Origin of the sequence: Weissella oryzae SG25, assembly GCF_000691805.2 — a bacterium.
Lineage (GTDB): Bacteria > Bacillota > Bacilli > Lactobacillales > Lactobacillaceae > Weissella > Weissella oryzae.
Window position 1 is genome coordinate 1 of record NZ_DF820495.1, and the last position, 16,981, is coordinate 16,981.

11 protein-coding genes are annotated in these 16,981 nt (G+C 41.1%); 2 read left to right on the forward strand and 9 right to left on the reverse strand.

Features of this window, described 5'->3' with window-relative positions:
- Positions 1–309: 309 nt before the first annotated feature.
- From TT13_RS08380 to TT13_RS08405, 6 genes are all read right to left on the reverse strand, one after another.
- Positions 310–4,623 carry a PolC-type DNA polymerase III gene (locus TT13_RS08380; protein ID WP_027699564.1) on the reverse strand — a complete coding sequence of 1,438 codons (4,314 nt, stop codon included), beginning with the start codon at positions 4,621–4,623 and terminating at the stop codon, positions 310–312.
- 127 nt (positions 4,624–4,750) lie between these two features.
- Positions 4,751–6,475 (reverse strand): proline--tRNA ligase, encoded by a 1,725-nt coding sequence (locus TT13_RS08385; RefSeq protein ID WP_027699565.1) that lies wholly within the window; start codon positions 6,473–6,475, stop codon positions 4,751–4,753.
- 64 nt (positions 6,476–6,539) lie between these two features.
- On the reverse strand, positions 6,540–7,802 hold the full coding sequence (rseP, locus tag TT13_RS08390; protein ID WP_027699566.1) for an RIP metalloprotease RseP: 1,263 nt from the start codon (positions 7,800–7,802) through the stop codon (positions 6,540–6,542).
- 60 nt (positions 7,803–7,862) lie between these two features.
- Positions 7,863–8,648, reverse strand: coding sequence for a phosphatidate cytidylyltransferase (locus tag TT13_RS08395; RefSeq protein WP_027699567.1), 786 nt, complete (start codon positions 8,646–8,648; stop codon positions 7,863–7,865).
- Positions 8,649–8,664: 16 nt separating this feature from the next.
- Positions 8,665–9,453, reverse strand: coding sequence for an isoprenyl transferase (locus TT13_RS08400; protein ID WP_027699568.1), 789 nt, complete (start codon positions 9,451–9,453; stop codon positions 8,665–8,667).
- A gap of 241 nt (positions 9,454–9,694) precedes the next feature.
- Entirely contained in the window at positions 9,695–10,525 is an 831-nt protein-coding gene (locus TT13_RS08405; protein WP_027699569.1) for a Cof-type HAD-IIB family hydrolase, read from the reverse strand.
- Positions 10,526–10,922: 397 nt separating this feature from the next.
- Between TT13_RS08405 and TT13_RS08410 the strand changes: the two genes are divergently transcribed.
- On the forward strand, positions 10,923–11,732 hold the full coding sequence (locus tag TT13_RS08410) for a hypothetical protein (RefSeq protein WP_045477033.1): 810 nt from the start codon (positions 10,923–10,925) through the stop codon (positions 11,730–11,732).
- A 69-nt stretch (positions 11,733–11,801) separates the two neighbouring features.
- Here the strand turns inward: TT13_RS08410 and TT13_RS08415 are convergent, their stop codons facing one another.
- Together TT13_RS08415 and TT13_RS08420 are read right to left on the reverse strand one after the other, a co-directional pair.
- Positions 11,802–12,338 (reverse strand): phosphoribosyltransferase, encoded by a 537-nt coding sequence (locus TT13_RS08415; protein ID WP_027699571.1) that lies wholly within the window; start codon positions 12,336–12,338, stop codon positions 11,802–11,804.
- Between the two features lie 19 nt (positions 12,339–12,357).
- The gene (locus TT13_RS08420) at positions 12,358–13,647 is read right to left on the reverse strand and encodes an adenylosuccinate synthase (protein ID WP_027699572.1); all 1,290 of its coding nucleotides are present in this window, start codon (positions 13,645–13,647) and stop codon (positions 12,358–12,360) included.
- Between the two features lie 243 nt (positions 13,648–13,890).
- On the opposite strand from TT13_RS08420, the gene TT13_RS08425 reads away from it, so the two are divergent.
- On the forward strand, positions 13,891–15,201 hold the full coding sequence (locus TT13_RS08425; protein WP_027699573.1) for an NCS2 family permease: 1,311 nt from the start codon (positions 13,891–13,893) through the stop codon (positions 15,199–15,201).
- A gap of 62 nt (positions 15,202–15,263) precedes the next feature.
- Here the strand turns inward: TT13_RS08425 and TT13_RS08430 are convergent, their stop codons facing one another.
- On the reverse strand, positions 15,264–16,853 hold the full coding sequence (locus TT13_RS08430) for an MDR family MFS transporter (RefSeq protein ID WP_027699574.1): 1,590 nt from the start codon (positions 16,851–16,853) through the stop codon (positions 15,264–15,266).
- Positions 16,854–16,981: the final 128 nt, after the last annotated feature.

Genomic DNA, 16,981 nt, shown 5'->3' on the forward strand with positions numbered 1-16,981 from the left:
TTCGCAAATGTTTTTGCATCAAGTAAACTTGATGACCCTACACATTTGTTTTATCGAAACGTTATTCAGTTTTCAATGATCTACTTGTCGTTTGACAACTTGATATATACTACGCTAAGTAACCCATTATGTCAACAACTTATTTTTATAAGGTATCAACTGGCTTTAAGTAATATATGTCATTGCCTTACGACTTAAATAATATACCACTTTTTATAATTGTTCGTCAATAACTTAGTTTTTTAATTTTTTCCCGAACAATAAAAAAAGCAGATTAGTTGCCTAATCCGCCTTTTAATCGGTTATTTTTTAGAATAAAGCTAATTGATTTTCATCTGGCATATCACTAAGTACCCCGTTGTCATCCAAGTAGGCCATTAGCGTCTGTGAGATACCGCCTCGTTGTGAAAGGTCTTCTTTTGACAAAAATTCACCTTCACCACGAGCGGCAATAATTCTTTTAGCAACATTATCACCAAGACCAGGTACGGCATTAAAGGGTGCAATCAATGTATTACCGTCAATAATCCATTCTTCTGAATCCGACTTATATAAATCAACCATTGAAAAGTTAATACCCCGTTCCATTGCTTCGTTAGCTAGTTCTAGAACGGTCAATAAGTCTTTATCTTTAGCACTTGCATCGTTACCCTGTCGGCGAATCTCTTCAATTCGGGCCTTTAGTGCACTTAAACCACGTGACATGGCTACAATATCAAAATTACTTGCACGCACAGAAAAATAAGCTTTGTAGTAGAACATTGGAAAATGTACTTTGAAATAAGCAATCCGTAAGGCCATCAAAACATAAGCCGCCGCATGGGCTCTGGGAAACATATATTTAATCATTTGACTAGATTCAATATACCATTCCGGCACACCTGCTTCACGCATTTCAGCTTGGTATTCGTCAGAAACGCCCTTACCCTTACGCACCTTTTCCATAATCTGAAAGGCGGATTCAGGATTCACCCCCCAGTTAATCAAATCGGTCATAATCTTATCACGCGTTCCAATCACCGTCGAAATTGTTGCTTGCCCATTTTCGATTAGTTTCTCGGCATTGCCTAGCCAAACGTCGGTTCCATGTGAAAGGCCGGAAATTTGTAGTAAATCGGTGTAAGTCTTAGGGTTAGTCTTTTCTAACATCCCCCGTACAAAGCTCGTTCCAAATTCAGGAACGCCCAGGGTTCCGGTCTTAGAATAAATTTGGTCGGGTTCGACATTTAGGGCATCCGTACCAGAAAATAGGCTCATCACACCGGGATCATTCATGGGAATGGTCGTTGGATCAATGCCGGAAAGATCTTGCAATGAACGAATCATCGTTGGGTCATCATGCCCTAGAATATCCATTTTAAGGATATTATCGTGAATTGAATGGAAGTCAAAGTGGGTCGTCCGCCAAGTTGCATTAATATCATCAGCTGGAAACTGAATTGGCGTGAAATCATAGATTTCCATATCATCTGGCACAATCAAAATTCCAGCAGGATGCTGACCAGTCGTCCGTTTAACTCCAGTTGCTCCCTTAGCTAAGCGTTCAACTTCTGCTCCCCGCAGGCTTAGTTCGTGATCACGCTCATAAGCTTTGACATAACCAAAAGCCGTCTTATCAGCAACTGTCGCGATGGTCCCCGCTCTAAAGACATTATTTTCACCGAAAAGAGATTTCATGTAATTATGCGCAAAGGGTTGATAATCACCGGAGAAATTAAGATCAATATCGGGAACCTTATTACCTAAGAAGCCCAAGAAGGTTTCAAAGGGGATATTGTGCCCATCCCCAATTAACTTACTACCATCAATTGGACTGAATTTTTCGGGTAAATCATAACCTGATTCAAATTCACGTGGATTAACAAACTCAACATAATCACCACTTTCAGACCGATAATGTGGTGGTAAGGCATTAACTTCAGTAATTCCGGCCAACATTGCGACCAATGATGAACCAACCGAACCACGTGAACCAACCAGATAACCATCCTTGTTAGATTTAAACACCAATCGTTGCGCCACCAAGTAGATGACCGCAAAACCGTTATCGATAATTGACTTTAACTCACGCTCAATACGTGCTTCGATTATCAAAGGAAGCGGATTACCATACATTTTATGGGCTGTTTCGTAAGTCTTATCTCGAATTTCTTGGTTAGCAGTTGGCATATTAGGTGGATAATTACCCTTTTTAATTGCCACAATATCATCTGCAATCTTATCAGCAATTAACCGACTATTAGTCACAACTAATTGATAGGCCAAGTCCGTTCCCATAAATTCATAATCATCCAATAACTCCTGAGTTGTCCGGAAATGCAATTCTGGTAACTGATAACGGTTGAGCGGATTAGCACCACCCTGTGAAGATACTAGAACCTTACGATAAATATAATCTTCTGGGTTTAAATAATGTACATCCCCAGTTACGACAACTGGTTTATCTAGCTTTGAACCAATTTCGCTCGCTTGTTTTAATAGTTCTTGTAACTGACTTTCACTCTTGATTAATTCAGCTTCAATTAGGGGCGCATAGTTGGCGCGCGGTTGAATCTCAATAAAGTCATAATAGCGTGCCTTTTGCGTGGCTAACTCCACGCCCTTTTGCATCAAAGCTTCCCAGAACTCGCCAGTATTATCACCGGTACCAACTAAAAGCCCCTCACGATATTTATTTAATAAAGACCTTGGTACGCGCGGAACACGATAAAGATACTTCGTATTGGAGGCTGAAATCAACTTATACAAATTTTTGACACCAACCTGTGACTTAACTAAAAGCAAAGCCTTATTAGGTCGTGCATGCTTCCAGGCATCATTCTCGGTCATATGGGCATTAAGTTGATCATGATAGGCAATATCATAACGCTCTTCTGCATCTTGCAAAAAAATGTTATTCAAATGCCCAGTTGTTTCTGAATCAAAAATTGCTCGGTGATGCTGCTCCAAAACAACCCCAAATTGTTTAGCTAATGTATTCAATCGATAAGAACGCTGATTGGGATGTAAGAACCGCGCTAAAGTCAAGGTATCAATCACCGGGTTACTAATGTCTGGCAGGTCATAACGCAAATATGCCTCTCGCATGAAGCCCATATCAAAAGTTACATTGTGCCCAACTAGAATTGCATCACCATAGAATTCCCTAAAGGCTTTTAATACCTCAACCTCAGGCTTAGAACCCCTTAACATCTCGTCAGTAATGGACGTTAGGTTAATAATTGTCTGACTAAGCGGGAAACCAGGGTCAATAAATTCCGAGAACTCCTCAATTACATTTCCCTTGCTCATTTTAACCGCTGATAATTCGATAATTCGATCATAGGCGGCTGATAACCCCGTCGTTTCTAAATCAAAAATAACATATTCGGCATCTTTCAAGTTTACATGGGCTGGATTGAAAGCAATCGGCTCACCATCTTCGACCAAGTTGATTTCAATCCCATAAATCATCTTAAGCCCTTGCTTTTCAGCTGCTGAGGTTGCCTCAGGAAAGCCTTGCGCACCAGCTGTATCAGTAATGGCAATTGCATCCATTCCCCAACGTTTGGCCGTTTTTACATAATCACCAATATGATTGGTCGCATCCATCGTCGACATAATTGAATGAGTATGCAATTCAACCCGCTGCTCTTCACCGTCATACTGGTCCATCCGCTCAGCATGTTTAACGACCATCATGTCATAAACATTCATCGTCAAATCGCGAACGTAAGTATCTTCTTGAATAGCACCACGGGCACGAATCCACATACCTGCCTGCATATTATCAAAGAAGGCCTCATCTTCTTCATCTCGTGAAAACTTCTTTAAAATGAATGATGAACTATAATCAGTTACCTTCATTGTCATTATTTTACGTTCTGAACGCAAAGTCCGAACCTCAACATCAAAGACAAAACCTTCAATCACAACTGAACGTTCTTCGCTTTCAATGTCAATCATTTTAGTAATCTCGACATTGTCAGCAATCTTTTTACCCAAACGGTCTAGGCCGTTACCGACATTTGTTGTCTGCTCGCGGCGCTTTTGACTTTGTTCGATTTGTGTCGCCGCTTGTTGAGCCAGTTCGCGATCTTGTTGTGCCCGTGCTTCCTGAATTTGCGCCATTGATTCAGCGGCCAATTGGTCATCAACCCGGGTTGTAAATAGGCCATCAGTTTCGAAACCCAATTTTTTATATGTTTCACAAATAACGGCTAGCCCCGTTCGCTTGGCAAAACTTTGCCAAGCTTGCGAAGTAAAGGCTAGTACAATTTGCTCGTCGACCAGTTCCAAGGAAACATTGGTAAAGGCATTTCGAAAGGCTCCTGGCTCATTTTGATGTTGTTGCAAAACCCATGGCCAGTAAGCCTGCGCTAAACTAGCCGTTGGCTTTGTTGCAAGCGTTAAAGTAAAGTCAATCTGAGCTAAACCAGCAAAGGTTGTTTGCATTGCTTGCAATAAGGCCGCTAACTCATTAACCGCAGGTAGTGTATTCATCGCAAAATGAAACTGCCAGATTTTACTTGTTTCGTGCACCGTCAGCTTGTTAATTGCTGCCCCCTGCATCGAAGTTGGCACTTCTTTTGCGCCAATTTGTTGCATTAGGATTTGAAATTGTTCCTGCGCTGTTATCGCCATAGCGTCCTCCTATTTTTATATCTCGCTCTATTATACCGATAAAACGTCAACTTGCGTAAATCCCTAAATTTTTCTCAAACTAAAAAGCAACCCTGGCGATTAATCATGACCAGAGTTGCTTATTTTATTAGTTTTGACTTGCCTCATTTTGACTGTGCAATAGAATTTCTAGCACACTGGCCAATTCTTCGGCACGTACTTCAATCGCTTCATCGGCTTTGCGCATCTTTACTTCCACGATTCCTTCAGCAGCTTTCTTACCGATTGTTACACGAACTGGTAGGCCAATCAAATCTGAATCAGCAAATTTAACACCAGGTCGTTCATTACGGTCATCTAGCAAAACTTCGAAACCAGCCGTTTCTAATTGTTGCACCAATTGATCAGTTAAAGCACCTTGGATTTCATCCTTATATTTCATTGGTACTAAATGGACATCCCAAGGGGCAACAGCGGTCGGCCAAGCCAAACCATTTTCGTCAGCATTTTGTTCAGCAATCGCTGATAGCAAACGAGAAACTCCAATACCATAAGAACCCATGATAATATCAGCTTGCCGTCCATTGGCATCTAATACTTGTGCACCCATTGCCTTTGAGTAGCGGGTTCCCAACTTGAAGATATGGCCAATTTCAATCCCCTTGGTAAACTTCAAATGTCCCTTACCATCAATTGCCAAATCGCCCTCACGCGCAGTCCGAATATCGGCTACTTGATCGATTCTGAAATCACGGTCTACATTGGCATTTAGGAAATGGAAGCCAGCTTCATTAGCGCCAACACTAACATTAACCATGTCAGTAACCCATTCATCAGCAATGATTTTAACTTCGGGACCAACTCCAACTGGTCCTAGAGAACCAAATGGTGCCCCAAGAATCGTTTGAGCTTCTTCATCAGTTGCCATGCGTAATTCAGTTGCTTGTAGTAAGTTTTGCACCTTAACTTCATTAACTTCATAATCGCCACGAACCAACAGCATGATTGGTGCATCATCAGCAACCATCAAAATTGTCTTAACCAAGTTATCAGCTGTTGTTTCGATATAAGCTGCCAATTCATCAATTGTCTTAACTTCTGGCGTCGCAATCTTTTCTAACTCTGCCAATGGAGCGTGTGACTTATTGGCTGTGTATAAATCACGTGCCATTTCCAAGTTAGCTGCATACTCAGATTCATCAGAATAGGCAATGATGTCTTCACCGGCCTCAGCTGGTGCTGAAAACTCCTTAGAATCAGAGCCACCCATTGCCCCAGCATCACCAACAATAACCCGGTAGTTTAAACCAACCCGGTCAAAAATATTGATGTAGGCTGCTTCCATATTGCGGTAACTCTGGTCAAGGCCAGCTTCATTAATTGAAAATGAATAGGCATCCTTCATGATAAACTCACGGCCACGGAGCAAACCAAAACGCGGGCGGCGCTCATCACGTAACTTCGTTTGAATTTGATAAACCGTCAATGGTAGTCGCTTATATGACTTAATATCATCACGAATCAAAGCGGTCATCGTTTCTTCATGCGTTGGTCCCAAAATCATATCGCGCTCATGCCGGTTACGTAGCTTAAACAAATCAGGTCCGTAAGATTCGTAACGACCAGACTCTTGCCACAATTCAGCTGGCAAAAGGACAGGAGTTGTCATCTCAATGGCGTCAACTCGTTCCATTTCTTCCCGCATAATATTACTAATTTTATTCAATACCCGTTGTGCCAAAGGCAAATAAGCGTAGACGCCGGCTGTAACCTGCCGGATATACCCTGCCCGTAACATCATTTGATGCGAGATAACTTCCGCATCAGCTGGTGTCTCACGTAAGGTTGGAATAAAGACTTTGGACTGCTTCATGATTAAACCTCATTTGTTCTTGTAAAAATTTTCGTTAACTTTAATACTACCACATTGCCAGCGCCTAGCGAATGAAATATCGCAAGATGTCATTTCCCGTAACAGCTAGCATCAACAAAACTAGGCAAACACCACCAGCTACAGTGATTGTCGTCTCAATTTTAGCTGGAATTGGCCGACGAATAATTGCCTCAACTAGATTTAGGAGTAACTTTCCGCCATCTAAACCTGGAATCGGCAAAAGATTCATTAAACCTAAGTTGACCGATAACCAAGCCATAAAGGCTAACAATGAAAACAACCCATAGCTAGCAACCGTAGCGGTATTTTTATAAATTGATACTGGGCCACCTAATTTATTCAAGCTAAAACCACCCTGACCAAGATTTCTAATCGCATCAATTATCGTCGTAAAGGCGCGTCCAGTTGAGGACCAGCCATAAGCTAGTCGATCAGTTAAAGCACCAGATTCTTTAGGCACAATTCCGATTTGCCCATAACTTTGTCCACCTTCTGACACTGACTTAGTCAATAAAGTAATGGTCTTTGTCGTTTTCTGCCGAGCTAAGGTTACCGTAATTTTTTGGTCTGGTTTACTCTGAATTACTTCTTGTAATCGATTCCAAGAATTGATTTGCTTACCATCAACGGCTTGAATCCGATCACCAACCCGCAAACCACTGACCGCGGCTGGTGAATGAGTTTGAACCGTGCCAATTGTAGTGGTTGCAACACCAGGTAGTGTAAAGGCCAAGCCAATAAAAACAACCAAAGCTAAAACAAAATTCATCACCGGTCCAGCAATTGAAATCAAAGCACGTTGCCATAATTTTACCGACTCAAAGTGTGTATCCCTTGGTGCAATCAAAACTGCGGTTCCATCTGCTTCAACCTTAACTGCATCATGATTAACGGCTAAGGTCACATAGGTTTGATCGTCTTCTTCCCAGTAGCCTGACAGCACTAAATCATCAACTAAATCAGCCCGGTCAATAATAAAGGTTCGGTCAGCAAGCAAATCTGGTTGATCAGATAGGTTAATACGCAAGACCTGTTGATCTTGGACTTGTAAATTTACCGCTAAACCTGCTGGTAGCTCATCAGGCTCAATATCACCACGGCCAGCCATTCGAACGTAACCCCCAACTGGCAAGGCTCGTAAAGTATAGGCCGTCCCATTTTTATGTCCTTGGTACAATTTAGGCCCCATGCCAATTGCAAACTCGCGAATCCGTACCCCCGCACGCTTAGCCACCCAAAAGTGACCAAATTCATGTACAACCACCAATACGCCAAAAACAATAATAAAGGCAATTATTCCTGTCATAACTCCTCCTTTTGCGCAAAAAGGTTAGTCATAGTTTTACGCCATGGCTAACCCCTTCAATTAATTCAATAAACCTAGCAAAAACATCAACGGTAAGACAATTAACATCGAATCAAAGCGATCCAAAATACCACCGTGTCCTGGCAAAATCGTGCCAGAATCTTTAACTTTATAAAAACGCTTTAGTGCTGATTCAATCAAATCACCAAACTGACCAGCAATTGACAAAATCACCGTAATCAGTACCATCAAAGGCCAATCATAGGCCTGTGGGAAGAACACTAAATAAATTGCCAAAATAACCGTAGCAATCACAGTACCCCCAATTGAACCTTCCCAAGTCTTCTTGGGTGAAATCTTTGTCAGCGGATGCTTACCAAACTTACGCCCAACGAGGTAGGCAGCTGAATCGGTAATCCAAACAATTAATAACATATAGAAAAGTGTATCCAAACCAGTATTGCGGGCGCTGATAAAGAAATGGAATCCTAAACCAATATAAAGCATCGCTAGGGTGAAGACACCAGCATCCTCAAAAGAGAAAGCATTTTTAGCTAAAACTGTATGGAAAAGCATTAATAGGACAAAGACATATAGTAGTCCGGCTGGATGCAAGATATTAGGTAAACCAGCAAAAAAATGTGCTGGAAAGGTCGCCAACATTGCACCTAACATGGCTAAAATCGCACCAAAAGACACCAATAACATGCGGCGCATTTGCGCAACTTCACCAACCGCAATGGCGGCCAATAATGCCATCACCAACTGCAGTAACCAACCACCATAAAGAATCGTTGGTATAAATAGAACTAAGGCGACAACCGCCGTAATAACACGCTGTTTCATAAAACCCCCTATCTGCCTACTTTACATCACTATTATTTTCTTTTAAGCCACCAAAGCGTCGGTGTCTTCCTTGGTAAGTTAGTAGTGCCTGTTCAAAAATTTCTGGCGTTACGGCCGGCCAATGCGCATCAATAAAGACAAATTCCGCATAGGCTAATTGCCATAACATGAAGTTAGACAGGCGCTCTTCACCACTAGTCCGGATTAATAAGTCTGGGTCCGCCAATTCGCCTAAAGGCGCAGTCATTAGTTGCTTAGCTAATGCCGCTTCATCAATTTGTTCAGGTGCTAAATCACCCTGAGCTACTTGATTTGCCAAGGCTTGCACCCCAGTAATTATCTCGGCTCGTCCTCCATAGTTTAAGGCAAAGTTCAAAATCATGCCAGTATTTTGGGCAGTCTGTGCAATCGCGTCATTGACCGCTCGTTGCGTATCTGCTGGTAGCTGATCAATATATCCCATCACTTGAACTTTAACATTATTTGCATTTAATTCTGGTACAAAGGTATCGAAGAACCGTCCTGGTAATTTCATCAAAAATGACACCTCATTACTTGGTCGTTTCCAATTTTCTGTCGAAAACGCATACAAGGTTAATGCCTTGATACCCAAGTCACTGGCTGCTTTTGTAATATCCTTAACGACTTCCATACCACGCTGATGACCAGCAACCCGCGGTAAGCCCTGTTGTTTGGCCCAACGACCATTACCATCCATAATTATCGCAACATGTTTTGGTAATTGTGTCCGATCCAAATTAGTTGTGACCGGAGTCTCCTTTTTGATTCGCTTTTTAAAGAACACGGATAGGCCCTCCACCTTTCTCTACTTAACGCTTTAGCTTTCTAGGTTGATTTTTACTGTTAGTGTTAGCATTAACGCCATTTATCATAAAAAAAACATGCGACCGTAGAATCACATGTTCATCGTTACCATATTATAACATTTTTATTAAAAGGACTTAATTTTATCCGTAGTATTTAGGTTTTTTTATCAAAAAAACATCCAACCTGATTAAACTCCTAAAATGTTAGGTTCCATACCTTTATCTGTCTAATAAACGCCCATCAAGTAGAGCCTCAATGGTTGCTAAAACACCATTATCATTGTTATCAGCTAACGCATCTTGTTTGATTCGTTCATGCATGAAAGCCTCGGCATTTGGCATGACAAAAGGATACTTAACAAAGCGTAACATTTCAAGGTCATTGGCATTATCACCGAAAGCTGCCATTTCATCTGGTCGAATTTGAAAAGTCTTACCTAATTCGGCTAAACCGGTCTGCTTGTTAATCCCTGCTGCTAAAATGTCAACCGAACCAAAACCTGAACCAGTTGCATGTAGTTCGCCTTCAAAAACTTGTCGTAAAGAACGCACAGACTCATAGACAGAAACGGTTGGTGGCCAGACCAAAGACAATTTGAAAATCTCATCATCAATTTCCAGTAACTTTTCAACTTGATGTAAATTCGTAAAGAACTTAGCTGTTCCCGCCTTAAGTTCTGCTGGTACATTATTAGAAATATAAGCTCCTTTATTTCCAGATAAAATAATCAAGTTTTCCATTTTAGCATAATGCTCATTGTTCCAGTTAATCACGCGTGCCAATTGGGCCCGAGTCAACGTAGCTTCGGCTAGAGTTTCACCATGATCAGTTACTAAGGCGCCATTATCAGACACATAAGTTACCCGCTCTTCACCAACTTCAGCAAAGTAACTCTTTAACTGTCCCAATTGATTACCTGAAGCAGCAACAAAGCGAATCCCCCGCGCGTCCATTTCATCTAACAAACGGCGCATCCGGTCGTAATCAAAGGTACGGTCATCGCGCAATAAAGTTCCATCCATATCCGTTGCAATTAATTTTAATGTCATTTTTCCCCCTTCCAGCTACGAAAAATCCGTCGCTTCGCCAAACATAACCAGTCACACATGCCACCTTTATCGCAAAACATATATCTTAATATCAAAGATAAGGTGCCTATTTACTTGCCAAAGGCCACTACTTCCCTAAAATGCCCGTAAAGCAACTGACCATTTAGCCAAACTCAACGACCACAGTCAGAAATATTAAGTGCGCCTACTAAAATATAATAACTAGTATTTCAATCACTTTATTAATTTAATAAGAAGATAGTCTTTAAATCAACCTAGATTTTTGTATTCAGAACACTTTTCTATATAATTCAATAAAGTATTATAGCAAATTTAAGGTAAACCTGGCTATTTTTGCTAAAATGTCATAAGTAGTTTCAAGAGAAGGGCAGTTCATATGGATAATAATTTTAGCATTCCTAATACGCAGCGTAACAATATACCTCACAAACAAAATAATCAGCCTGACTTGCAAAATCCTAAAGTCAGATTTACCTGGCGCGATTTCCCTTATATCTCAATGTTTTTGGCAACCATCGCCCAGTTAGTAATTTGGTGGGTTTACCCATTAATCTATTCTAAAAATCTAGAGGGCGGACGTTGGCAAGAAAATCCGGTATTACTAGCTTACAGTTTACTTTGTGCCCTGGTAATTTTTTGGACTTTCCGACATGGATTTGAAGATTGGAAAAACTATCTTGTCCTGCTAATTCCAGCTCTATCGCTATATTTTCTCTATCAACGTATGTCCGGGCAACAAGTTTCCTTGGTTGCCCTCTTGCCAATCGCAATGGTTTTAATTCAAGTCCGCTGGCTAAATTTGCAAAACATTCTAGGGTTGATTATGTTCTCGGCAATTGCGACCGTAGCCTTCCCAGTAACAATTTTTTACCAGCAAAACACTTATTTGACGATTCCCTTTCTACTCAGTCTATTGCCCTTATTTTTATCATATCTTTTCTATATGAGTAGTTTATTTATTACCCAAGGCCGTTCGATGCGTTTAACCGCCCTAGTTTTCGGGATTATGCTCCTATTAAATGTTCTTTCACTGCCTTGGAATGTCTGGACAATTTTAGCAACATTGATTATCTTGTTTACTTGGATGGTGCTAATTAACCTTAATTTAAAGCGTCGCTATCGCTTTGGAGTTTACGCTGTCTTACAAATGATTACCGTGATGTTAATCTTTTTACAACAAAAATAAAGACCACCCATTTTTGGGTGGTCTTTTAATTTTTAACAACTTAACTTTAAAGTGCTAAAGGAAGAACCTTTAATCCAATTTAAGTACTGATATTGTTGGTAGATTACGGTAATGATCATTATAATCCATACCATAGCCAACTAAAAATTCATTTGGTACCTTTGTTCCTACAAAATCCGGCTCAAAATCCATAAAATCGGTCTTAAGTCCCTTATCAGCTGCCACCGCAATATATACCTTGGCTGCGCCACGAGCTAAGAAGTTGTCTTTTAAGTACTGCAAAGTTAAACCAGTATCAATAACCTCATCTAAAATCACAACCGTCCGCCCAGCCAAATCGCGTTGGACATCTTGCACGATTTTAATTTCTCCCGTTGAGGCATCACCTGAATAAGAAGAAACGTCAATGTAATCCGAATCAATATCAAAGTCAAAGGCCAAATTACGTAGTAAATCGGCCATCCAAATATAAGAACCGGCCATTACACCCACAAACAAAGGTCGCTCTACACCAGTGAGCTTGACCCGTAGTTCATCAGCGACCCGGGCAACCATCGCATTAATTTCCTCAGTGGTAACCACTACTCGGTCCAATGTCATCGCCATTTAATCAATCTCCAATAACTTAGTTAGCCCAAATATCAAAAAGGATATTTGTTTGTTCATTTGATGGTCCAACCGCAAAGGTATATAGAGGAACCCCAATTAATTCTTCTAGTCGCTTTAGATAATTTTGCGCATTTACTGGCAGGTCAGCCCGGTTTTTAACTTGCGTAATATCCTCTTCCCAGCCAGGCAATTCTTCATAAACTGGTACTGCCCGCCGTACATCACTCAATGATGCTGGATAATGCTCAATCCGGCTACCATCTAATTCATAAGCAACCGCAATTTTAACGGTCTTAAGTCCTGATAAAACATCTAATGAATTTAATGACAAATGCGTAAAGCCACCAATCCGTGCGGCATGGCGCAAAACAACGGTGTCAAGCCAACCAATCCGGCGTGGGCGCTTGGTAACCACTCCATATTCATGCCCAATTTCGCGGATTCGGTCACCAACGGCATCAAATAATTCCGTTGGGAAAGGTCCATCACCAACCCGTGAAGTGTAGGCCTTAGCAACCCCAATCACGCGGCTAATCTTGGTTGGTCCAATACCAGCACCAATTGTTGCACCGCCACCAACCGGTGAAGAAGATGTGACATATGGATAAGTACCATGGTCAATATCTAGCATTGCACCTTGCGCACCTTCAAGTAATACCCGGCGATTCTGATCCAAAAAATCATTAACTAAAACAGCTGTATCAGCCACATAATCTTTTAATGCCTGACCATAACCGTAAAATTCATCAACTAAACTTTCAAGCTCCAAAGGCGCTTGTTCGTAAATTTTAACTAACAGTTCATTTTTCTCGGCTAAAACAGTACTCAAACGCTCATGTAGAACTGCTTTATCTAGCAAGTCAACAACGCGGATCCCCGTTCGCGCTGCTTTATCCATGTAGGCTGGGCCAATCCCACGGCCCGTTGTGCCAATTTTGCCGGCACCTTTACGTTGATCAGCCAATTTATCTAATAAAATATGGTAGGGAAAAATTACATGAGCCCGGTCTGAAATGCGCAAGTTTTTAGCTGGAATTCCTTGGGCTTGGATGGCGTGTAGCTCTTCAAGTAAAGCTTTAGGATTGACCACTGAACCATTTCCAATGACCGCCAATTTATTCGGATTAAAAATTCCTGATGGAATTGATGATAATTCAAATTTTTTACCATCAACATAAATTGTATGGCCAGCGTTATTCCCGCCTTGATAACGAACAACAACATCCGCTTCTTGAGCAATGAAATTCGTAATCTTCCCCTTGCCTTCATCACCCCATTGACTTCCGACTACTACAATTCCTGACATGTTTGCAACCTCTCTACCTATTAAGGTGTAGATATTTTTTGGTAAAGCCGAACTTTAATCAACTTTTTCAACAATTAGTATTATAGCTAAATATCATTACCCAAACAAGTTAAAAGTTCGTTTTTTGAGATGTTTTATTTTTAATTTGGATATTTAGTTCGTTTTTACGTTTGATTTATTCAATTTATAGCTTATAATTATCTTTGTTTTTAAAAGTCTATATTTTTGCGAGGAATTATTTTCATGAACAGTATCGCCAGATATTTTCGATTTGATGAGTTAAAGACGAACTTTCGCACAGAAATCATCGCTGGTTTAACCACCTTCGTTTCAATGTGTTATATCCTCTTTGTCAATCCAACCGTCCTCGGGGCCGCTGGAATGGATAAAGGTGCCGTCTTCGTTGCCACTGGAATTTCATCCGCCGTTGCAACCATCTTTATGGGCCTTGTCGCTAAGTACCCTATGGCTATCGCACCTGGTTTAGGAGTTAATGCCTTCTTTACCTACTCAGTAGTAATCGCCATGAAGGTCCCATGGGAAACTGCCATGGCCGGTGTCTTGATTGCCGCAATCATCTTTTTAGTTTTGACCCTCTTTAAGGTTCGTGAAAAAATCATTAATCTAATCCCCCAAGATTTAAAAATCGCCATTTCAGCCGGGATTGGTTTGTTCATCGCCTTTATCGGACTAGCCAATGCCGGCATCATTGTTAAAAATCCAGACACAATGGTGTCGCTCGGCCAACTTACAACGCCAACCGTTTTGTTAGCCGTCTTTGGGTTGATCGTAACTTTCATTCTAATTTCTCGTCGTGTTCCGGCTGCCATCTTCATCGGAATGATTTTGACAACAATTGTTGGCCTTTTTGCCGGCCTAATCAAATTACCAACTACAGTCGTTTCTGCAGTTCCATCATTAGCCCCAACCTTTGGTAAAAGTATTGCTCATCTAGGGGATATTAACTCCTTCCAACTATTTACAGTTGTCTTAGTATTTTTAATCGTCACTTTCTTTGATACAGCCGGTACAATGATTGGTTTGGCAACGCAAGCTGGCTTCATGAAGAATGGTGAGCTTCCTCGTGCCGGTCGAGCCCTATCTGCCGATGCAATTGGTATGACCATCGGAGCCATTATTGGAACTTCACCAACTTCAGCCTATGTTGAATCATCAGCCGGAATCGCCGTTGGAGGTCGCTCAGGCTTCACTTCTGTCGTAACTGGTGTGCTATTTATCTTCGGTCTATTCTTTTCACCCCTCCTTGGGATGATTACTTCACAAGTTACGGCCCCAGCTTTGATTGTGGTTGGTGTTTTGATGGCTGAGAATCTACGTCACATTCACTGGGATGATTTTTCAATTGCTGCCCCAGCCTTCCTAATCGTAATTGGTATGCCACTGACATATTCAATTTCTGATGGAATTGCCCTTGGATTTATTCTCTATCCAATCATGATGATTTCAAATAAGCGTTCGCGAGAAGTTCACCCATTCATGTGGGCCCTAGCTGCAATTTTCCTCTTCTTCTTATTTGTAATTACACGTCAATAAATATCAAGCTAAAAAAGCCAACCCTTTAGGAGTAAATCCCAAAGGGTTGGCTTTTTTATAATTTATGCCATTACAGTCTTATGGCCAAGCTTACTACTCATAAACAAAGCACAGATGGCAATTACCAATAACATTACCGAACTAACTAAAAAGGCAACTTGATAACCTTGTAGCTGAGCAAGGCGCAATACGTGTTCCGCATATTGACTAGCGTTCGTACTGACGTTTTGTTTAAGGCCCGCAATGGCTGAAGCATTTGGCGCCGTATGCGTTGCTGCCACATGAGCTTGCATTTGCGCCATCAAATGCGCAGCATAATGGGTTGCGTGCGTGCGCACCTTATCGGAAACATTTTGACTAATAATTATTGCTGTGACAATCGCACTCACAACAGCTGAACCAAAACTGGCACCAACATTTTGAATAATTCGTTGACCAACTGAAGCGCCTGGAATATCTTGCTTGGCTAAGCCGATAAAAATATCCGTCATCATTGGCATTTGCAAACCACCAATCCCAATTCCCCGAACAAAGAGTAAGAGCTCAATATAATATAAATTACTGTCCAAGTGAATCCAAACAAATGGCAAGGTACCAACCAATGAGATTAAGACACTGACCAAAACAACTGGTCGCGCGCCTAAGCGATCAATCAACCGTCCCAAAATTGGGCGAGCAATTAGTAGACCAAGGCCTTGTGGAATCAACATTAATGCTGCCTGAATCACTGAGAATTGCCGCGTATTTTGAAAATAAAGTGGTAGGAGTAACATTGGACCATTTGAAGCAATCCCGGCCATAAAAATACCAACATTAGCAGCGGTAAAGTGCTTCGATTTGAAGAACCTTAGTGGTAAGACAGTATCATTATGCCGAACTGCATTGTAAATTGCATAGCCTACAAAACTTGCTAATCCAAGTGCCACAAAGGTAATCATTTGACCGTTAAAGAAGTGACGCGCATTATCGGACCCCTTCATCAAGCCATAAATTAAACCAACTGATCCAGCAGCAAGTAACAAAGTACCAAACCAATCCAGTCTAGCTTTAGGGTTGAAAGGAGCAAAATCTTGTAAGAACTTAATGTTTAAAATAACCGAAACTAACACAATTGGCACATTAACATAAAAAATCCAATGCCAGTTGGCATACTGAACAATTGCACCACCAATGATTGGGCCAATAATCGGTCCGATGATAATTGGCGTACCAATGATTGCCATCAATTGACCAAGTTTGTCAGCTGGTGCAATCTTCATTAGTAAGGTCGTCATCAATAACGTAATAAACCCGGCCGAGAAACCTTGAACCGCACGGAAAACAATAAAGCTCGTGATGTCCCAAGAGATGCCAGATAGAAAACTAAACAACCCAAAAGCTAGTAAAGACCATTGAAAAATCTTTTTACCATTAAAGCGGTTAACCAAGTAACCACAAATTGGTACCGCTACCGCCAGTGCTAGGACGTAACCAGTAATTGCCCATTGAATCATATTAAGACTAGTATTAAGGTCAAATTGTAGCTTATTAATTGCAATATTAACCATGGTTGAATCAAGCATCGGTGGAATCGCCCCTAAGGCGAGAATCCAAGCCGATGTCATTAAATCCTTAGGTAGCTTTTCCTTTGTTGCCGCTACTTGCTTTGCCATTATTTTTTCCTTCTTCCGTTTAGATACAAAATGTATTTTATATCAAGAAACAAGGCAGGTCAACTAATTAAAGGACATTATGTATCTTTTAATTTGATTTACCTTAAAAGCTAGGCTAAAATAGACTT